We start from the raw sequence: 20,962 nt of genomic DNA, 5'->3' as shown, positions 1-20,962 counted from the left end.
AGGGGGAAGCTCTATGCTTAAAGCTTATCTAGTGGACGATGAGTTACATGCATTAAATATGTTAGAAATGTTCCTTCAGCGTACGGGAAAAGTAGAGGTGATTGGCCGTTCCGGAAATGGAATTGAGAGTTTGCAAGCCCTTGCTCGGGTGCGTCCACAGGTTTGGTTTCTGGATATAGAGATGCCGGGGATGTCGGGATTGGAGTTGGCGGAAAAAATTCAAAATCTCGATCCGAATGCGGCTATTATCTTTGTTACGGCATATGACCAATACGCCATAACTGCATTTGAGCTTGCCGCAATTGATTATTTGCTGAAGCCTGTTGAAATGGGTCGCTTATTAAAAGCCCTCGAGAGAATAAATAAGGAAACACGATGGAGTACGTCCCATGCATTAAGGGAGGAACCCGGTTCGGAACGGAAAGAGGTTCTTGAGGTTGAATTGCTAGGCAGGTTTCATATTGTTGCCCCTTCGGGAGCTGCTTTACCGTGGCGGACGGCAAAAGAAAAGGAACTGTTCATTTTGTTGCTGCTTCACAGCGGCGCTTCTATTCACCGCGATCGCATTATTGAGATGCTATGGCCGAATGAACCGTACGAAAAGGCTAAAATTTATTTGCATACTTGCATCAGTCTATTGCGAAAGCATTTAAGACAAATTGGATTCGAACAGATGATTTCGTACGATAAGGAATGCTACGAGCTCGATCTCCTCAGCATACGTACAGATGTGCAACAGTACCAGGCCCTTCATCAACGCTGGCAGAGAGGTGCTGACAACTTATGGAGCGAACTTGAGTTTGCTGTGAGGCAATTCAAAGGTCATCTTTTGGCAAATGAGGATTACGTATGGGCCGAGGAACTATCCCGACAACTGGAGCAAATTACTTTGGTTTGGATGTTAGAATTGGCAGGGTATTATTTGTCACAGTGTGAAGGGAGTAAAGCCATTGACATGGCGGAAAGGGCCATGCTCCTCTCTCCCTATGACGAAGAAGCTTATCGACTGGCAATACAAGCTTACTTGTTGAATGGTAAACATGATCATGTGTTGAGGGTGTACAGGATCCTGGAACAACAGCTTGCCGAATTGGGAATTCAACCATCGGAGCTAACTAAAACCCACATTTCGCACTTGAAATTACGCGAATTTTGAATGTTCGAGACACACCACAATACCTCCACTTAAAGCTACAGTCATTCGCGGATAACCAAAATAGGGAAGTGTGTTTCCAGTTCTGGACTTGGGAGGAATGACGAATATCCAAACATTTGGCCACTTCCCGAATACTCATGTGTTCTTCTTCCACCAGGCGGAAGTCCGTCATCTTTGACTCCAAGGAGTACTGCCTAAAGGTTTGCCCTCTTTTAGCCAATAAAAAATCCCCTCCGTTCAACAAGAATAAGTACATCATATCGATGTCTTTTTTCTCTTGTCCACTAGAAGGGGATAATACCAGGTGAGTCCCTTGATCAGACTATTGTCTGATATCAACTGTTTTTGTAGGTGAGTCCCAGTTTACTTTTGCTCCAAATGTCTCACTTACCATTCTTGCAGGTACAAAAGCAGATCCGTTAACGACCGTTACGGCAGATTCCAAGAATACTTCTTTGCCGTTTACTATGGCTTTATTCGAGCCGATTTTTAATTGTAAAGAGATGTCTGATTTTTGAGCCGTCACGGTTTCCGTGTTACTATCCCAGATTACATTAGCGCCTAGTGCTTCAAAGATTTTTCTCATAGGAACATGGATAGAACCAGATATGTTTTGCGGAGATTCGTCTTCCGTATAATTTTGAACTTCATCATTGATCTTTACATAAATCCGCTCACCGTAAGATACAGCCGCTCCATTTAATGCCCTGACTTTGAGTTTGCTGACGGATCCTTCATTTAATGGGTTATTGGCTAAATAAATTTCCCAAAGATTCGTTTGATTATCCAGAGGACTTATATCTCGGATTTGATTATTGACCAATGAAATCTTTCTTGGAGTTAATTGAGATAGTGCGGATATATCCGAAAGAGCATTGCCATCCAGATATAAGACATCTAACATTTTCAGCGATTTAATCGGACTAAGATCAGTAAGTCGGTTATTACTTAAATCAAGTTGGTAGATACCATTCTGAGCTTCTATTCCACGTAGATCACTAATTAAGTTTCCGTCCAGAGAGAGCAAGACGAGTGGAGGCAGGCTCTTTAGAAATTGAAGCGAAGCAATTCCGTTTGATCCTAAATAAAGAGAACGTAATTCAGGTAAGTTCCCCAAAGATTCCGGATCGGATATGGAGTTGCCATTAAGCGATAACAACCACAAATTTGGTAATTGAACAATAGGTTTAATATCTGAAATCTGATTATTGGAAAGATCAAGATCCTGTAGCTTGCCAAGTTTCTGAAGGCTGCTTATATCGGTTATTTGATTGTTTTCAAGCTGCAGCCATTGCAGATCCGGGTGATTTTCAAGAAAGCTTATATTGGAAATATGAAGAGAACCGATACTTAACAAAGTAAGCTTAGGAAAATGTTTAAGAACACTTAAATCTTGAACCGGATTTCCAGTCAATTCGAGGCCGGTCAAATGCGTTAAGCTTTTTAGAGGGTTAATGTCTTTAACCCAGTTGTATTTAAGACCAACGAAATCAAGTTTGGACAGATTGCTTAAAGGCGAAATATCTGAAATTTGATTTTCTTGTAAATTAGTAGAAGATACATTTTTGAAGTTGCGCATGGGGGAGATATCCTGAATTTGATTCTTATAAGCGTCAAAGGCGGATAAGTTTTCAAGATTCTCTAAAGGATTAATATTTTGTATCTGATTTTCAGATAGGTTAAGTACTTTTAAGTTGCTAAGATTTCTAAGAGGGCTTATGTCGGAAATATGGTTTTGACTAATATTCAGATTAACTAAAGAGCGGAGATTACTAAGGGCGTGAATGTCACTGATTTGATTTTGCCACAAGTTAATCGTTTTCAATTCGGTTAATCCGCTTAAAGCATGGATGTTTTGAATTTTATTCTGTGTTAATTTGATTTCCACCAAATTTTTGGCGTATTCTAAGCCATTTAGCGTCGTAATGCCCTGCCAATCCGCAGGACCTATTTTTTTGAGGCTTTCCATGTCCCCAACCGTTAGGGGTCCTTCATTTTTATTGAGTTCATTTCTAATGACTTTTTCAAGCGCTGAATCCTCAATCTTTATTTCAGGGGATTCTGCAGAAGTTTTTATAGGTAAAAATAAAACCAATAAAAATGCCATACTAAATGTGAAAGTGACAAACCCAGCTTTTTTCAAATAATTCCCTCCAGTATTTAAAACACCATGTTCTTTTACTTGCTGCAAAATTTCCAACTAAATACAACCCAGTTCACTCGGTAACATAATTTCTAGTTGTGCAGGTATATCTCCTTCTGCAAAGAAAATTAAATAATCTTTAAAGAGTGAAACAAATTTAGTTCATTCATTAGGTAATGAGTTCATTCTATGCGAAGCGAGTTGGCATCTTAAGATATAAAGGATCGGAGTTTGCAGTTGGATACAAAGAAACGTTTTATGGACCATGATTGGAGGAGAATCCGAGAATAACGCCAACTTTCCAAAGTTTCCTTATCCCTCTATATTTCATACTATCGACCTAGTATAATAAGGTCGTTATATGCGTTTAGACCCAAAGAACTACGGACAACAAGAAACGGCGTATACAACAAACTTATTAGACTGACGGAGGGAACCCGCAAAATGAAGCTCGCAAGATTACGCCGTTTTATGAATTTGTTTTCATTAAGTGTTCTGGTTCTGGGTATGCTGTTACCGAACTTTGTACAGGCGGCATCCACAGAAACGTTAACAGACCTGGATCGCTCTTACGCCCAAAAAGAAATAGCGGGTCTCATCTCGGACGGAATCCTTTCGGGATACCCGGACGGAACTTTTAAACCTGAAAATCCTATAACGCGCGCCGAATTCGCAAAAATTCTTGTACTGGCTCTGGGATTGAAGGAAGAACCAGCCAAGTCGGCTGCTTTCCATGATGTAGCCGCTTCGAGCTGGTACAGCGGCTATGTCGGCTCACTTGTAGCGTCGGGCATTACACAGGGCACGACGGACAGCACTTTTTCGCCGGATGCCAAAGTAACGCGTGAAGAACTGGTTGTCTTTTTTGTGCGGGCATTCGGGCTCGCGGAGACTGTTTCCGTAAAAAGTCCGACAACCAAGCTGACAGATTTGGACCTGGCGTCCGACTGGGCCAAGCCGTCCATATCTTTGGCTTATGAGATCGGGTTTGTCAACGGGATCGATAACGGTGAGGGAGGGCTTCTCTTCAAGCCGAAAAGCAGTTCGGACCGTCAGGCTGTAGCCCGTTTGGCTTATGAATTCAAAACCAATAATAAAGCCTATTTAAGCAAAGCCGAAGAAATCCTGGCTACCAAGCCCGAAGTGACTCAACCGGAGCAGCAGATCCAGTCTTTGGTTTCGCAAAGCAGCACAACAATCGAAGTTACATTCTCTTCCGCATTGACGGAGCTGAACAAGGAAGATTTCAAGTTCGATCATGATCTTCTCGTTACAGCGGCGGATTTCAAGTCAGGGAGTAAAACAATTGTCGTGCTCACGACAACATCGCAAAATTCCGGAACGAAATACGTATTAACGTACAAAGGCAAGCCCAGCGGCAAGTCCGTTGAGGGCACGTCTCCCGTGTTTGGTGGTGGCGGTGGCGGTTTCGGAGGGGGCGGAGTTCCCGGCGGCGTAACGCCGACAGTCGAGCAATTGCTTGCCAGCGGAAAACCGCAAACGGCTATTACCGTTCAAGCATCCGGCACATACGGTCCCGCAAACGGTAAAACAAATGTCCAGACTCTAATTCTGGACCCGGGTCCTACTGGCGAAGTAAGCTTGAACAATATTGATGCAGAGCAGATGGAAGTGCGGTCGGGGAGCGTAAGCTCCATTAAGCTGCGGAATGCGGTCGTAAAGAATTTGCAAATAAACGCAGTGAACAACAACGGGCTTCCCGTGAGAGTAGAAGCCGGCAACGGTACCCAAATAACCGATACCGAAGTGACAACTCAAGCTGTGTTAGAGGGTTCTTCCGCACAAAGCGGATTCGGCAAAATCAAGCTGGATGCCTCCGGCAAAAAGGTCAGTTTTAAAGGGAAGATCGACAGCGAAATAACTGTAATTTCTCCAGGAATGACTATTTTCATTGAGTCTCCTACAGCAGGCAATAATCAGCCTACAATGCTTACGAGGTTAACCGTTGCAGCCGCCGATACAATCGTCGACATTGCCCCTGCAGCGATTTTGTCCGAAATAAGTTCGAGTCAGTCCGTGACGCTAACCGGTGATTCCGAGTCTATTGCTAAAATCAAGCTGGTCGGCGGTGGCTCGTTTAAGCTTGATCCTGCCGTAGTAAACGAAGTTAAAGAAAAGGCAATTGCAAACGCGAATAAAGCCTTGAAAGATTATTTAGCCGCGTCGGACGATTTTTCTGAGATTTTGGCCAAAGTATTGGAAGCGGACAGAACTATCCAGATAGCCAAACAATATGGGGCTCAGGATCAAGATTTCACTAATACCTATTCTTTTTATTTCAATCGTGACACCGTATATGAACTTAACGAAGCCTTGACTGCTTTAACAATCGGGTATGTGATGGGCGATTCGGCGGATCATGTTACAGAACGTCCAACCTTGCCCGACAACAATGGAAAAAACACCTTTATTATCTGGTCATCCAGTGATATGAATGTATTATCTCCGTGGAGTTTATATTTAACCAGGCCTGCTTCCGGTGCGGGCGATAAGGAGATTATGCTTACCGCCACGCTCTTTAACAAAGCTTTTACGGCGACCAAGAGCTTCAAAATGACGGTAAAACAGCATAACGCAGCAGTGAAAACTATTACTGGTCTTAAGCCGGATTTACTGGTTGTTGAATTCGACGCGGCTGTAGTGGCTCAAGAAGCTTCCTGGTATCAATTTAACAATGGGCTGCAAGTTCTTAAAGCAACTCAGTACCCTCAGTATCCAAACTTGGTCCTTCTTAATGTAGATTCGCAGAAAGTTGGCAGCAATTACAATCTTACGTATAAGAGCGCGCCAACCGATATTACCTTTACAGGGAGCACGGCGAATGAATGCTCCGCCGAATGGTGCACCATACCGGGCAGTGGTCAAAAAGTGCCGGTACCCGGCGTGAATGTACCCGGTGAAATAGAAGGTTTTGTCCTTGAAGGTATGACAAAACCCGCAGAAGATGCAGAAGTTTCTTTGACAGGCACTGGCTTAATAACGAAAACGGACAGCCGTGGATATTTCAAATTTACCAATGTTGCTCCTAATGTCAGCTACACCCTTTCGGCGACTAAACCAGGTTACTCGACCGCAAATACTGCCCAGTTCAGCTTAGCACCCGGTCAAACCTTTCAGGCAGCGGGTATAAATATTTTCACGAGCCCAGCTCCTGTAACCAATGTAAAAATAACTCCAGTCTATTTCACGGACAAAATTTTACTTTCGTGGACACCTTCCTATTCGCTTGGCTCGAGTGTAACATTCAACATTTATCAAAACAGAACTATAAGCGTTGCCAATTATGCAGGCACCCAACTTCTGTTAGAATCATTGAAAGCAGGGGAAACATATACGTTCAGTGTTGAAGCGTGTAATGAAGTCGGCTGTTCCGGAATGAGTGCAGAGCAAACCATCCAGATGCCTTCAAATCTATCGGTAAGCAGCCTGCAGCCTTATAACTCTGTAACATCCGACGTATACGATGCGTTTAAAACAACGGGGAAAAACGAATATTCTCTCTCTCAGCCTTATCCAAACTTTGATTCTATACTGGTTGAGTTCAAAGAGGGGTTTGATGAAGGTGCCCCCGGAACTGCTGTAACGCAATCTGATTTGGATCTGTCCACCGCGAAGATTATCGGAATGGAAGGACAATCATTTAATGCTTCCGTTCAAATCTATCAGGGTAAAACCTACCTCAAGATAGACATCAATCCATCCGTATATGCCAAATCCGGCACTTATGTGATCAGCGGAGTAAGATATAAACAAAAGAGTGCGGAAGTGTTTCCTTTTAGCATTGTCTTTAAATAAGGTTCAGGTTGTTCAAGGCTTTCTTACGCCATTTAGGTGGTGTTAAGGAAGCCTTTTTTCTCAAGTGAATGAATTTGTGCAACGCTGTATCAGAAAAACGCTAACGCAGCAATCTCATCTTCCACAAAATGGTTGTTGCAAAAGGCGCTGGATGCTGGTAAAGTTACTTCTTGCCGGCAACAACGAAACACGCCGCGAAAAAAGAAATTTAAAAAAAGCTTGCATAACTGAGCGCGACTGTGTTATAGTATAAAAGTTGTCGCTGAGACAAGCGCTAACGACGAAGGTCGCAAGGCCTTACGAGATTGTCCTTTGAAAACTGAACAACGAGTGATTGAAGCGTCTCAAGCAATTGAGACATTAAATGAGAAGAAATTCTCGTCAGCAACGAATTTTTGAGCTTAATCAGCTTGAGATAAACCGCTGGCCTTTGGCCGGCACAACTTTATCGGAGAGTTTGATCCTGGCTCAGGACGAACGCTGGCGGCGTGCCTAATACATGCAAGTCGAGCGGACTTGATGAGAAGCTTGCTTCTCTGAGAGTTAGCGGCGGACGGGTGAGTAACACGTAGGCAACCTGCCTGTAAGATCGGGATAACTACCGGAAACGGTAGCTAAGACCGGATAATCGGTTTCTCCGCATGGGGAGATCGTGAAACACGGAGCAATCTGTGGCTTACGGATGGGCCTGCGGCGCATTAGCTAGTTGGTGAGGTAACGGCTCACCAAGGCGACGATGCGTAGCCGACCTGAGAGGGTGAACGGCCACACTGGGACTGAGACACGGCCCAGACTCCTACGGGAGGCAGCAGTAGGGAATCTTCCGCAATGGACGCAAGTCTGACGGAGCAACGCCGCGTGAGTGATGAAGGTTTTCGGATCGTAAAGCTCTGTTGCCAGGGAAGAACGCCAAGGAGAGTAACTGCTCTTTGGGTGACGGTACCTGAGAAGAAAGCCCCGGCTAACTACGTGCCAGCAGCCGCGGTAATACGTAGGGGGCAAGCGTTGTCCGGAATTATTGGGCGTAAAGCGCGCGCAGGCGGTTTTTTAAGTCTGGTGTTTAATCCCGAGGCTCAACCTCGGTTCGCACCGGAAACTGGGAGACTGGAGTGCAGGAGAGGAAAGTGGAATTCCACGTGTAGCGGTGAAATGCGTAGAGATGTGGAGGAACACCAGTGGCGAAGGCGACTTTCTGGCCTGTAACTGACGCTGAGGCGCGAAAGCGTGGGGAGCAAACAGGATTAGATACCCTGGTAGTCCACGCCGTAAACGATGCATGCTAGGTGTTAGGGGTTTCGATACCCTTGGTGCCGAAGTTAACACAGTAAGCATGCCGCCTGGGGAGTACGCTCGCAAGAGTGAAACTCAAAGGAATTGACGGGGACCCGCACAAGCAGTGGAGTATGTGGTTTAATTCGAAGCAACGCGAAGAACCTTACCAGGTCTTGACATCCCTCTGACCGGCTTAGAGATAAGCCTTTCCTTCGGGACAGAGGTGACAGGTGGTGCATGGTTGTCGTCAGCTCGTGTCGTGAGATGTTGGGTTAAGTCCCGCAACGAGCGCAACCCTTGAACTTAGTTGCCAGCAGGTGAAGCTGGGCACTCTAAGTTGACTGCCGGTGACAAACCGGAGGAAGGCGGGGATGACGTCAAATCATCATGCCCCTTATGACCTGGGCTACACACGTACTACAATGGCCGGTACAACGGGAAGCGAAGGAGCGATCTGGAGCCAATCCTAGAAAAGCCGGTCTCAGTTCGGATTGCAGGCTGCAACTCGCCTGCATGAAGTCGGAATTGCTAGTAATCGCGGATCAGCATGCCGCGGTGAATACGTTCCCGGGTCTTGTACACACCGCCCGTCACACCACGAGAGTTTACAACACCCGAAGTCGGTGAGGTAACCGCAAGGGGCCAGCCGCCGAAGGTGGGGTAGATGATTGGGGTGAAGTCGTAACAAGGTAGCCGTATCGGAAGGTGCGGCTGGATCACCTCCTTTCTATGGAGACTCGGGTCCTGAAACGGACCCAGTCAAGAAGGCAATGCCTTCAATCTTCAATCACTCGTTGTCAGTTTTGAAAGGAGAATTTCCTTCTCTTTTCAAACGTTGATCCTTGAAAACTAGATAGCGAAACATGTAACTAGAATCATCCAAAACCTTGATGGTTTGATGTAAAGTGAGGTTATATGCTGAGAAGTGATTTGTTAAGCGCAGCTTAATAGCACGAGTCAGGATATAACGGAGCGTTTGGTCAAGCTAATAAGGGCACACGGAGGATGCCTAGGCGCTAGGAGCCGAAGAAGGACGTGGCGAACGACGAAATGCCTCGGGGAGCCGTAAGCAGGCTTAGATCCGGGGATGTCCGAATGGGGGAACCCAGCTGTGGTAATGCGCAGTTACCATGCAGTGAATACATAGCTGCATTGGAGGCACACCCAGGGAACTGAAACATCTAAGTACCTGGAGGAAAAGAAAACAATAGTGATTCCGTCAGTAGCGGCGAGCGAACGCGGATTAGCCCAAACCAAGGAGCTTGCTCCTTGGGGTTGTAGGACGTCAATGTGGCAAAAGTTCATTAGGTGAAGTGATCTGGAAAGGTCCGCTGGAAAAGGTAACAGCCCTGTAGCCGAAAGTGAACGTATGCCTAGACGGATCCTGAGTACGGCGGGACACGTGAAACCCCGTCGGAATCCGGCAGGACCATCTGCCAAGGCTAAATACTCCCTAGCGACCGATAGTGAAGCAGTACCGTGAGGGAAAGGTGAAAAGCACCCCGGGAGGGGAGTGAAAAAGAACCTGAAACCGTGTGCCTACAAGAAGTCAGAGCCCGTTAATGGGTGATGGCGTGCCTTTTGTAGAATGAACCGGCGAGTTACGTTTGCATGCGAGGTTAAGCTGAAGAGGCGGAGCCGCAGCGAAAGCGAGTCTGAATAGGGCGACTATAGTATGCAGGCGTAGACCCGAAACCGTGTGATCTACCCCTGTCCAGGGTGAAGGTGCGGTAACACGCACTGGAGGCCCGAACCCACGAATGTTGAAAAATTCGGGGATGAGGTGGGGGTAGCGGAGAAATTCCAATCGAACTCGGAGATAGCTGGTTCTCCCCGAAATAGCTTTAGGGCTAGCCTCGGGGGATGTGTCGTGGAGGTAAAGCACTGATTGGGTGCGGGGCCCGCCAAGGGTTACCAAGTCCAGTCAAACTCTGAATGCCACAGACATTACCCCGGGAGTCAGACAGTGAGTGCTAAGATCCATTGTCAAGAGGGAAACAGCCCAGATCATCAGCTAAGGTCCCCAAGTGTGTGTTAAGTGGGAAAGGATGTGGAGTTGCACAGACAACCAGGATGTTGGCTTAGAAGCAGCCACCATTTAAAGAGTGCGTAATAGCTCACTGGTCGAGTGACTCTGCGCCGAAAATGTAACGGGGCTAAACACACCACCGAAGCTATGACTTGCACCTTGCGTGCATGGGTAGGGGAGCGTTCTGTACGGAGTGAAGGTAGATCGTGAGGACTGCTGGACTGTACAGAAGTGAGAATGCCGGTATGAGTAACGAAAAGATCAGTGAGAATCTGATCCGCCGAAAGCCTAAGGGTTCCTGAGGAAGGTTCGTCCGCTCAGGGTAAGTCGGGACCTAAGGCGAGGCCGAAAGGCGTAGTCGAAGGACAACAGGTTGAAATTCCTGTACCACCGTAAGCCGTTATGAGCAATGGAGTGACGCAGCAGGGTAGGGACGCGGACTGATGGATGTCCGTCCAAGCAGTGAGGCTGATGTGTAGGCAAATCCGCACATCGTAAGGCTGGGCTGTGATGGGGAGCGAAAATTACAGTAGCGAAGGTCTTGATCTCACACTGCCGAGAAAAGCTTCTAGCCAGGCGAAGGTGCCCGTACCGCAAACCGACACAGGTGGGCGAGAAGAGAATTCTAAGGCGCGCGGAAGAACTCTCGTTAAGGAACTCGGCAAAATGACCCCGTAACTTCGGGAGAAGGGGTGCCCCGGTAGTGTGAATAGCACGAGGGGGCCGCAGTGAAAAGGCCCAAGCGACTGTTTAGCAAAAACACAGGTCTATGCGAAGCCGCAAGGCGAAGTATATGGGCTGACGCCTGCCCGGTGCTGGAAGGTTAAGGGGAGCGGTTAGGAGCAATCCGAAGCTGTGAACCGAAGCCCCAGTAAACGGCGGCCGTAACTATAACGGTCCTAAGGTAGCGAAATTCCTTGTCAGGTAAATTCTGACCCGCACGAATGGCGTAACGACTTGGGCGCTGTCTCAACGAGAGATCCGGTGAAATTTTAATACCTGTGAAGATGCAGGTTACCCGCGACAAGACGGAAAGACCCCATGGAGCTTTACTGCAGCTTGATATTGGACTTTGGTACGATCTGTACAGGATAGGTGGGAGCCTTTGAAGCCTGAGCGCCAGCTTGGGTGGAGGCGCCGTTGGGATACCACCCTGATCGTATCGGAGTTCTAACCTACTACCGTTAACCGGTAGAGGGACCGTGTCAGGTGGGCAGTTTGACTGGGGCGGTCGCCTCCTAAAGAGTAACGGAGGCGCCCCAAGGTTCCCTCAGAATGGTTGGAAATCATTCGAAGAGTGCAAAGGCATAAGGGAGCTTGACTGCGAGACATACAGGTCGAGCAGGGACGAAAGTCGGGCTTAGTGATCCGGTGGTACCGCATGGAAGGGCCATCGCTCAACGGATAAAAGCTACCCTGGGGATAACAGGCTTATCTCCCCCAAGAGTCCACATCGACGGGGAGGTTTGGCACCTCGATGTCGGCTCATCGCATCCTGGGGCTGAAGTAGGTCCCAAGGGTTGGGCTGTTCGCCCATTAAAGCGGTACGCGAGCTGGGTTCAGAACGTCGTGAGACAGTTCGGTCCCTATCTGTCGCGGGCGCAGGAAATTTGAGAGGAGCTGTCCTTAGTACGAGAGGACCGGGATGGACGTACCGCTGGTGTACCAGTTGTCTCGCCAGAGGCATAGCTGGGTAGCTATGTACGGAAGGGATAAGCGCTGAAAGCATCTAAGCGTGAAGCCCCCCTCAAGATGAGATTTCCCAATTAGTAAGACCCCTTGAAGACGACGAGGTAGATAGGTTGGAGGTGGAAGCACAGCAATGTGTGGAGCTGACCAATACTAATCGGTCGAGGGCTTGACCACAAGGCTTTTTCCGACAGGAAAGACCGCATCGAAAGCATATAACACATATGCACCACAAGATCTTGGATGGATCGACTGCACGTTTCGCTGCTAGTTTTCAGGGAGCAACCCTGATGTGTCTGAATAGACACCTGTTTGGTGACGATGGCGGAAGGGAACCACGCGTACCCATCCCGAACACGACCGTTAAGCCTTCCAGCGCCGATGGTACTTGGACCGAAGGGTCCTGGGAGAGTAGGACGTTGCCAAGCAAATGAGAGTCCTTTTGAACGTAACCGTTCAAGAGGACTCTTTTTGTATGTGGACGAATTTACCGGCGTTTTGAATTCTACTAGAAGCTATATTAATGGCATTACATCGGAACACTGCTTCTGTTCTATAAGTTTCGATGGTTTGAAACTGTAACAGCAGCTTAGGCATAAAAAAGGCAGGACGTCTGAAGACGTTCTGCCTTTTTTGTGCTTAACTCGTGCGATATTTTGCGGGCGAAAGACCGTTGTGCTTTTTGAACAGTTGACAGAAGTAAGAGAAGTTAGAAAATCCGATTCGGTGGCCGATTTCGCGGACGGATAAGTTCGTCGTTTTGAGAAGAAAAGAGGCCTGTTGCAGCCGTTTAGCAGTCAAATAGTTAGTCAAGGTGCTCCCGGTCTCCCTGTGGAACAGGTAGGAAACATGGTTGGGAGTGAGGTGCACATGCCTGGCCAAATCGGTTAAACGGAATTCCGAGGCATAGTTGCCTTCGATCCATGCTAGGATGGCAACCACAGACGGAGAAAAGCGGAGTGCGGAGCCTACTCTGCCTACGGCTGATTGTTTATCAAAAAGGGCTTGAATCCGGTGGAGGAGGGAGAGCGTATCCAGCAGAACTTTTTCGGACTGGGCTGGAGTGTTCCGGTTTACTTGGGGTTCACCCTTATAAAAATGAAAGAGTTTATCCATGGCATCCGTATCCGTGACGTCCACCCACTGATCACCGAAAGGATGTTTCCAGATTTGCAGCAAGAAACTGTTTAACGACGGGTAAGGCTCGGTATACCGGAGCAACACGGCCGGATCGAACAGAAGCATGGAACGGATGTATGGTTGTTGTTCGGTAATGGTCATCCGAATTGTATGAAGCTGGAAGGGTTTGAAAAAAAGGAGTGTGCCGGGTTTCATCTCGAACAGTTCCTGCCCGATCATGACCCTCCCGTTGCCGCGGTGGACATATAAAATTTCGATTCCCTGATGGGCATGGAAAATATCGCGAAAGCTTTCCGAACGATTCAGACAGAGGGAAAGCTGCACGGGATGCCGTCCAAGATCGGCATAATTATCTAGTCTCATGGCGAGCGACCTCAATGAATTCGTAATATGACAACATTATATCATAATATCCCCAAAACAAGTCCGGACGGAGTTTGCTACGATAGAAGAATAACGACACAAACGGAGTCTGCAGCGGTGGAGTGGAATGCCGGACGGATTGCCGGGAAGGCAGGGATAACGGTGAATAAGGAAGAATTATGGGGCAGTTTGTATAAGAAAGTAAACGTGATGGCACAAAAAATGGGGAATAAATCGCCTCATGTTGCTTTTGACGGGGTATACGATGATATGAGGATCGATTGGTGGACATCGGGGTTCTGGCCAGGGATGTTGTGGATTATGCATGAAATGACGGGTGATCCTTCATTCCGGGCGAGAGCCTGGGACTGGGATGCGAATCTGGAACAGTGTATGGTAAGCAATTCGAACCTTCATCATGATGTAGGATTTCAGTTTCTTCCGACTGCCGTGATCAAATACAAGCTTACGGGAGATGCGGATGCACGCCGAAGGGGGATTCAGGCGGCGAATTTTCTGGCGGGGCGGTTTAATCTGGCCGGGCGCTTTCTACGCGCCTGGAATCAGGACAAAACCGGCTGGGCCATCATTGACTCCTGCATGAATCTATCCCTGCTTTTCTGGGCGGCGGAAGAAATCCAGGATCCCCGCTTTCGCCATATAGCGGCGGCTCATGCGGATACCGTGCTGGAGCATTTTATCCGGGAAGACGGATCGGTCAGGCACATTGTCAGCTTTGATCCGGAGACGGGGGCTTTTCTGGAAGCGCTGGGAGGCCAGGGACATTCGCCGGAATCGGGATGGAGCCGCGGTCAGGCGTGGGCTCTTTACGGGATGGCGAACGTTTACCGGTACACCGGTGATATACGTTACCTGCATGCGGCGAAAAGAGTCGCCCACTATTTTCTGGCTTCCCTGCCGGAGGATGCCGTGCCCCACTGGGATTTCCGTACCGGGAATTCGGAAGGGGAGCCCAGAGATACGTCGGCGGCAGCTTGCGCGGCGTCCGGTCTGCTTGAAATCGCAAAGCATGTGGCTCCCCCTGAAAGAGAGCTGTATGAGCGGGCCGCGGTGAGGATCATGGCAGCTTTGGCAGGATCGTACGCGTCTTTTGATGACGAGACCGAAGCGATCCTTCGGGAAGGCACGGGAAATAAGCCTGCCGGCCAGAACGTCGACGTGGGGTTGATCTACGGCGATTACTTCTTTGTCGAGGCGGCCGCAAAGCTGAACGGCTGGCAGGGAAGCATTTTTTAAAGAAGCAAGGAAGCGAAGGACATCCGGAAAAACAGAGAAATACACATACAGTCTCAGAGTGTCAGTCTTTTTAAGAACGGATAACGTCTTTTCATAAATGGAATCATACAAGGGTGGTTAGGGAGTATGCTCCCTGGCACAGTCATACGACCATCGAAAGTAGGAGCTGCCGCAAGTTCATAAGAGCCAATTTGCGGAAATTCGCGGATTAACGGGGAAAGGAGTCTTTGCAGGCAACTGTGCAGCTAAGATAATGGGAGGCTGTTTACCTAATGTTTACCTCCTTCTCATTTCGGGTAATAAAAAGTGTCCAATTATTGATCAAAATTTGAAAATTGTTTGAACAAATTTTAAAGATTGTGCTATAATAGACACAAATAGACCCTTACTGCACGAAAGGGAAGTGATATCAATGACAACTAAAACATTAACGGTACCGCAAAGACAAAAAAACGAACGCGAAGTTGGTCGCTTATTTACTTTTATGAACATGATGGCATGGAGCTCGCTTGTAATCGGCATTATTATGAGCTTGTGGAACGTATTCCACTTTAGCGACAAGAACCTGACGTTGATGGTCGGCATCGGCTTTATGGTCGGAAGCGTGTTCATTTATACAATCGGCACAGCGATTCATCTGGTGCACGAGCGTAAATTCGAACAGCAGGAGAACGGCGAAGTAACCGAATGACGCAGCATTGAATGAGAAGTCCTCCGGACCCCGAAAGGGTGGAGGGCTTTTTCTATTGTCTTGGAGTATGGAGTATGAACGTGTGAGAGAAAGAGCGCATATTTAACCGGGACAGGTTGTTAGAAGACGGCCGTTTCGGGTAATGAAGCTTAAGGTGTGTCTGGAAATCGACACAATCGGACAGAATTTACGTTCACAATTAGAGTCGGATGGGTGAGAGGTTTCATCCAAGTTTTGGTGAAAACGTTGGTCTGACAAGGTTTTCTGCCTATTCATTACAAAAAAACGTCGAAACGTTGAACTTTCTATTACGGAATTTCAACGGTTCGATGACACCTTTGTTAACAGGGCAGATGTTCGATTCCGTTTCTGTTATGTTTATCACATACATGTAAGAACGAACGATCTCCGCATCTTCTGATGGCGGAGGCGTTAGTCAGGAGATGAGGAGAATTGAAGAAGGGGAACTTGTTCCGGCGTTTTAGCGCAGTATTCATGCTGGTCTTGATGACGGTCGTTTCCGCAGGCTGTAAAAGTCCGATCGTATTGGATCCGAAAGGTCCCGTCGGTCAGCAGCAGATGGATTTGATCGTGATTTCGACTCTGCTCTGCCTGGTCATCATCGTACCCGTACTCGTGATTACCTTTGTAATCGTATGGCGCTACCGTGACAAGCCGGACAGAAAGGCGAAATATACGCCAAACTGGGAGCACAGCACCAAGCTCGAAACCATTTGGTGGGGGATCCCGATTCTGATTATTTTGGCACTGGGTATCATAACGGTTCGTTACACGCATGCGTTGGAGCCTTCCAAACCGCTTGCGGCCGAGAAAGAGGTTAAGCCGATCACGATCCAAGTTACATCGTTGGACTGGAAATGGCTTTTCAATTATCCGGAGCAAGGTATCGCGACAGTTAACTATGTTCAGTTTCCGGAAGATGTGCCGGTCCGTTTCGAACTGACTTCGGACGCACCGATGAACTCTTTCTGGATTCCGCAGCTTGGCGGACAGATTTACACCATGTCCGGGATGGCCATGAAGCTGAGCCTGATGGCCGACGAGCCTGGTGAATATATGGGGTCAGGCGCTAACTTCAGCGGTAAAGATTTCGGTAAGATGAGATTCGTCGCGAAAGCAACGACTCAAGCCGACTTCGATTCCTGGGTCAAAGAAATCAAAGGAAGCTCGCCGGAGCTTACGCTGGACGGCTACAAGAAGCTTGCGGAGCCTGGCGTATCCGAGGTTCAATCCTTCTCCAAATTCCCGGAAGGGTTGTTTGAGAAGATCGTAACGAGATACTCCCCATCCCATAACCATGGAGGCTTTGGTGCACCTGCACCCGCCAAACCATCCGCCGGTACCGAGTCGGGCACTTCCGACAAAGCCGCCGGAAACAGTTCAACGGAAGGCTCGGGCGCAGTGAAGCAAGAAGCTTCCGCCGCTCATACGGGCCATGAATAGAGAGGAAAGGGGGAACATCCATCATGTTGGATAAAATCAAAGATTTCGCGTCCACGTTCTTCGTAACCGGCGATCCGCTGATCTACGGCGCTGACGTGAGTATCGCTCTGGCGACCATCGCCATCATCTTTGTACTTACTTATTTTAAAAAATGGACATGGCTCTGGCGCGAATGGCTGACTACCGTCGACCATAAGCGTGTCGGCATCATGTATATCATCGCTTCGATTCTGATGCTGTTCCGCGGCGGCGTCGATGCGCTGCTTATGCGGACGCAGCTGGCGATGCCGGATATGGAGTTCCTGCAGCCGGAGCACTATAACCAAATTTTCACCACGCACGGCGTAATCATGATTTTGTTTATGGCGATGCCGCTTATGTTCGGCTTGTTCAATATCGCTGTACCGCTTCAAATCGGAGCGCGCGACGTTGCGTTCCCGTTCCTGAATGCGCTCAGCTTCTGGCTGTTCTTCTTCGGCGCGATGCTGTTCAATATGTCTTTCGTTATCGGAGGCTCGCCTGATGCGGGCTGGCTGGCCTATCCGCCGCTGTCGGAGCTTTCACACAGTCCGGGGGTCGGGCAGAACTTCTACATCTGGGGGATTCAAATTTCCGGTATCGGGAGTTTGATGACCGGTATTAACTTTATCGTGACCATTCTGAAAATGCGCGCGCCGGGCATGAAGCTCATGAAAATGCCGATGTTTTCCTGGTCCGTGCTTTCCAGCTGTATCGCGATCATTTTCGCCTTCCCGATTCTGACCGTAACGCTGGCCCTGCTGTTCCTGGACCGTTTCATGGGCGCGCACTTCTTCACGCTGGACGGCGGGGGCAACCCGATGATGTACATCAACCTCATCTGGATGTGGGGTCACCCTGAGGTTTACATCGTTGTCCTGCCTGCATTCGGTATTTTCTCCGAAGTCGTCTCGACTTTCGCGAAGAAAAAATTGTTCGGGTACAAATCCATGGTGTTCGCCATGATGATTATTAGCGTTCTCTCGTTCTTTACCTGGGCGCATCACTTCTTCACGATGGGTTCGGGGGCCAATGTCAATGCCTTCTTTGCCATAACGACGATGATTATCGCCATTCCGACGGGCGTGAAGGTGTTTAACTGGCTGTTCACCATGTACCGAGGCAAAATCAGGTTCGACACGCCGATGCTGTGGACGATCGGATTTATTCCGTGCTTCATCGTGGGAGGGATGACTGGGGTGCTGCTCTCCGTAGCGCCGGCTGACTTCCAGTTCCACAACAGTTACTTCCTGATTGCCCACTTCCACCAAGTGCTCATCGGCGGTGTCGCATTCGGATACTTCGCCGGTCTTTACTACTGGTGGCCGAAGATTTTCGGCTTCAAGCTGAATGAGAAGCTCGGTAAATGGGCATTCTGGCTTTGGAATATCGGTTTCTATGTCTGCTTCATGCCGCAGTATTTCCTCGGCCTGGACGGCATGACACGGCGTCTCAGCACGTATGGTTGGGATTCGGGCTGGTACGGCTTGAATCTGACTTCCACTATCGGGGGCTTCCTGATGGGGATCGGTTTCATTTTCCAAGTGTGGCAAATCGCACACAGCATCAAATTCATGGAGCGCGACACTACAGGCGATCCGTGGGACGGACGTACGCTGGAATGGTCCATTCCTTCGCCGGCTCCGCTTTATAACTTTGCGACGATTCCTACGGCAAGCGTGCAGGATCCTTACTGGGAAGAGAAGCAGCGTCTGGAGCAGGGCGGCAAACCGGCGCCTAAGGCGAAACTTGAACCGATTCACATGCCGAAAAACTCGGCGATTCCGTTCATCAAATCGCTCTGCTGGTTCATCGCGGGCTTCGGATTCGTGTTCGGTTGGATGTTCTTCGCCATCCCGGGCATGATCGGAGTGGCGTTGTGTATGCTCGCGCATTCTTTCAACTATGATACAGATTACTATATTCCGGTGGATGAGATTGAACGCACGGAAGCCGCGGCAAGGGGGTCGGTCTAATTGGCACAAGCAAGCAGTCCTAATAAAGCAATGTCTCACCAGCACGATCACAGCCATGATGATGGCCATCATGACCTCGAATCGCTGCGGATGTTCGGCTTCTGGATCTTCCTGATCACCGACGTTATCCTATTCGGTACGCTGTTCGCTACGTACATCGTTCTTCACGGCAACACGAACGGCGGTCCGACTCCGGCAGAACTGTTCGAAATGCCGGGTATTATCGCGGAGACGTTCATCCTCCTCACGTCCAGCTTTACAAGCGGTCTGGCCGTGCTGGCGATGAACAAAGGCAACCGTAAAGGCCTGATCGGCTGGCTGGCCGTAACGGCGCTACTGGGCGCTTCCTTTATCACGCTGGAAGTAACCGAGTTTGTAAAAATGGTTCATGAAGGCGCGACGATCTCCACGAGCGGTTTCTTGTCCGGGTTCTTCACCCTGGTCGGAACGCACGGAATCCACGTATCCGTCGGTCTGGTATGGATGATTGCTTTGATGATTCAGCTAAGCCGTCACGGCATCAACTCCGTAACACGCCGCAAAGTGAACATCATCAGCTTGTACTGGCACTTTCTGGACGTGGTCTGGATCTTCGTCTTCACGTTCGTGTACTTGATGGGGGTGATGTAAGATGGCACAACATACGACCCATTCGGGCGGAGCGCATGATCATGAACACCATGAATCGCATGGTTCTCTGAAGTCTTACGTCATCGGTTTCCTTCTGTCGATCGTGCTGACGATTATTCCGCTGGTCGTGATCCTGAACAAAATGGTAACGGGCAAGGCGGCCATTCTGGTCCTGCTCATTACCGCCGTTCTCCAGTTCGCCGTGCAGCTTCTGTTCTTCATGCACTTGACGGACGAGAAGGGCCCTCGATACAACCTGCTGACTTTGATTCTCGGTCTCGTAATTCTGACGACGATCGTAGCAGGTTCCATCTGGATTATGACTTACAATACCGTCGCTCACTGAGCGAGGTCCGAAAGAGCTTTCCCGTTTATGCGGGGAAGCTCTTTTTTTATGGGCGCCCGTAAGAAAATGTTTATTTCGTAAATGAGCATGAGGGAAGTAGAAGGCAACATATACAGACTTCCATCTGTCCGGCTATTAATTAGATTGGTATATGTTCACGGATAAAAGAGGAAACGAATCGACAAAAAAAGAATAGTACACCTATGAGCTTCTTTGTACTTTTCATTAACGAAACTTAAGTTGGCGGGTAAGGATGGAGATTCGTGTGAAGCATTGTCCTAATTGTAACAGTGACCGAATAAAGCTAACTTCTTCTATTTTAACGAGACTGCTGCTCTCTGTTTACTTTTTTCTTACCTTTGTATTTTTCACGGGAGAGGTTTCTTATGGGGCCCTGATTTCCTTGATTCCGTTCGTAGTTCCTTATGATAATAAATGCCTCAACTGTAGTCATATGTTCTATAAATTCTTTCCCCGATTGAACAAGGCTGCTCTATTCAGATTTTCGGTTCTGGATCAGTGTGTTTTGGCCCTCGCTCCTTCCATGCTTTTGATTACAGGGTTAATCGAATTCTTTCCTTACACGGGGCTTGGCAGAATTGTTAGTCTTCCCGTTATTATGTTTTAAACAGTACAGTGATCGCGATTGGCATCATAAAAAGAACAAGATACGTAAATCGGGCTGTTTCGGTAACCGTCGCCATCCTGATAACGTTATTCCTTTCAATTTTATTGTATCCCCAAGAGTTCAATCCCCCTGTTATGGAGCAATTGTGGGAGTTGGCTTTTGGGCAGTAATCGCAAAGGTAGAATTTTGTTGTACCCGAATGTTGACACCTTGACAAGGATCGAACGATCCTGTATAAATAAATCTAATTATTCAACCAACGAATGATCTGAACATTTAAGAACGGGAATGGCATTCAGACGGATAGTCGCAGCGAGCCGGAAGAGGTGGGAGCCGGTACGGAT

The 20,962-nt window shown here is 48.3% G+C and carries 10 protein-coding genes and 3 rRNA genes; 11 read left to right on the top strand and 2 right to left on the bottom strand.

Features of this window, described 5'->3' with window-relative positions; genetic code table 11:
• The first annotated feature begins 13 nt into the window (after positions 1 to 13).
• Positions 14 to 1,156: a response regulator gene (locus tag AC2TF6_RS19645; protein ID WP_491308141.1), complete on the top strand. Its 1,143-nt coding sequence runs from the start codon at positions 14 to 16 to the stop codon at positions 1,154 to 1,156.
• A gap of 322 nt (positions 1,157 to 1,478) precedes the next feature.
• On the opposite strand, the gene AC2TF6_RS19640 is transcribed toward AC2TF6_RS19645, so the two are convergent.
• Positions 1,479 to 3,356 (bottom strand): leucine-rich repeat domain-containing protein, encoded by a 1,878-nt coding sequence (locus AC2TF6_RS19640; RefSeq protein WP_491308140.1) that lies wholly within the window; start codon positions 3,354 to 3,356, stop codon positions 1,479 to 1,481.
• A 387-nt stretch (positions 3,357 to 3,743) separates the two neighbouring features.
• Here AC2TF6_RS19640 and AC2TF6_RS19635 point away from each other — a divergent pair, with 387 nt between their 5' ends.
• The 4 genes from AC2TF6_RS19635 (at position 3,744) to rrf (ending at position 12,533) form a co-directional block, all read left to right on the top strand.
• Positions 3,744 to 7,115 carry an S-layer homology domain-containing protein gene (locus AC2TF6_RS19635; protein WP_491308139.1) on the top strand — a complete coding sequence of 1,124 codons (3,372 nt, stop codon included), beginning with the start codon at positions 3,744 to 3,746 and terminating at the stop codon, positions 7,113 to 7,115.
• Between the two features lie 445 nt (positions 7,116 to 7,560).
• Positions 7,561 to 9,114 (top strand): 16S ribosomal RNA (locus AC2TF6_RS19630).
• Positions 9,115 to 9,365: 251 nt separating this feature from the next.
• Positions 9,366 to 12,282 (top strand): 23S ribosomal RNA (locus AC2TF6_RS19625).
• Positions 12,283 to 12,416: 134 nt separating this feature from the next.
• Positions 12,417 to 12,533, top strand: a 5S ribosomal RNA gene (gene rrf / locus AC2TF6_RS19620).
• The 16S, 23S and 5S rRNA genes sit together here, the layout of an rRNA operon.
• A 211-nt stretch (positions 12,534 to 12,744) precedes the next feature.
• Here the strand turns inward: rrf and AC2TF6_RS19615 are convergent.
• Positions 12,745 to 13,608 carry a helix-turn-helix domain-containing protein gene (locus AC2TF6_RS19615; RefSeq protein ID WP_491308138.1) on the bottom strand — a complete coding sequence of 288 codons (864 nt, stop codon included), beginning with the start codon at positions 13,606 to 13,608 and terminating at the stop codon, positions 12,745 to 12,747.
• Between the two features lie 117 nt (positions 13,609 to 13,725).
• Here AC2TF6_RS19615 and AC2TF6_RS19610 point away from each other — a divergent pair, with 117 nt between their 5' ends.
• The 6 genes from AC2TF6_RS19610 (at position 13,726) to cyoD (ending at position 19,990) form a co-directional block, all read left to right on the top strand.
• A complete protein-coding gene (locus AC2TF6_RS19610) occupies positions 13,726 to 14,865 on the top strand; it encodes a glycoside hydrolase family 88 protein (RefSeq protein WP_491308137.1) in 1,140 nt (379 codons plus the stop codon).
• A 412-nt stretch (positions 14,866 to 15,277) separates the two neighbouring features.
• Positions 15,278 to 15,556: a hypothetical protein gene (locus AC2TF6_RS19605; protein ID WP_009677268.1), complete on the top strand. Its 279-nt coding sequence runs from the start codon at positions 15,278 to 15,280 to the stop codon at positions 15,554 to 15,556.
• 495 nt (positions 15,557 to 16,051) lie between these two features.
• Complete coding sequence (gene cyoA / locus AC2TF6_RS19600; RefSeq protein ID WP_491311689.1) at positions 16,052 to 17,020, top strand: ubiquinol oxidase subunit II; 969 nt, start codon at positions 16,052 to 16,054, stop codon at positions 17,018 to 17,020.
• Positions 17,021 to 17,043: 23 nt separating this feature from the next.
• A complete protein-coding gene (locus AC2TF6_RS19595; protein ID WP_491308136.1) occupies positions 17,044 to 19,014 on the top strand; it encodes a cbb3-type cytochrome c oxidase subunit I in 1,971 nt (656 codons plus the stop codon).
• Positions 19,015 to 19,044: 30 nt separating this feature from the next.
• Positions 19,045 to 19,644, top strand: a complete 600-nt coding sequence (gene cyoC / locus AC2TF6_RS19590; RefSeq protein WP_170318738.1) for a cytochrome o ubiquinol oxidase subunit III — start codon at positions 19,045 to 19,047, stop codon at positions 19,642 to 19,644.
• Position 19,645: 1 nt separating this feature from the next.
• Entirely contained in the window at positions 19,646 to 19,990 is a 345-nt protein-coding gene (gene cyoD, locus AC2TF6_RS19585; protein WP_009677253.1) for a cytochrome o ubiquinol oxidase subunit IV, read from the top strand.
• Positions 19,991 to 20,962 lie beyond the last annotated feature (972 nt).

Source organism: Paenibacillus sp. JNUCC 35, from assembly GCF_058269095.1.
Note: the sequence above shows the minus strand (reverse complement) of the source record. Positions and strands in the feature narration are given on the sequence as shown.

Coding starts and splice junctions, on each gene's coding strand:
- AC2TF6_RS19645 (WP_491308141.1), top strand. CDS start 14: ATGCTTAAAGCTTATCTAGTGGACGATGAGTTACATGCATTAAATATG.
- AC2TF6_RS19635 (WP_491308139.1), top strand. CDS start 3,744: ATGAAGCTCGCAAGATTACGCCGTTTTATGAATTTGTTTTCATTAAGT.
- AC2TF6_RS19615 (WP_491308138.1), bottom strand. CDS start 13,608: ATGAGACTAGATAATTATGCCGATCTTGGACGGCATCCCGTGCAGCTT.
- AC2TF6_RS19605 (WP_009677268.1), top strand. CDS start 15,278: ATGACAACTAAAACATTAACGGTACCGCAAAGACAAAAAAACGAACGC.
- cyoA (WP_491311689.1), top strand. CDS start 16,052: ATGCTGGTCTTGATGACGGTCGTTTCCGCAGGCTGTAAAAGTCCGATC.
- AC2TF6_RS19595 (WP_491308136.1), top strand. CDS start 17,044: ATGTTGGATAAAATCAAAGATTTCGCGTCCACGTTCTTCGTAACCGGC.
- cyoC (WP_170318738.1), top strand. CDS start 19,045: ATGTCTCACCAGCACGATCACAGCCATGATGATGGCCATCATGACCTC.
- cyoD (WP_009677253.1), top strand. CDS start 19,646: ATGGCACAACATACGACCCATTCGGGCGGAGCGCATGATCATGAACAC.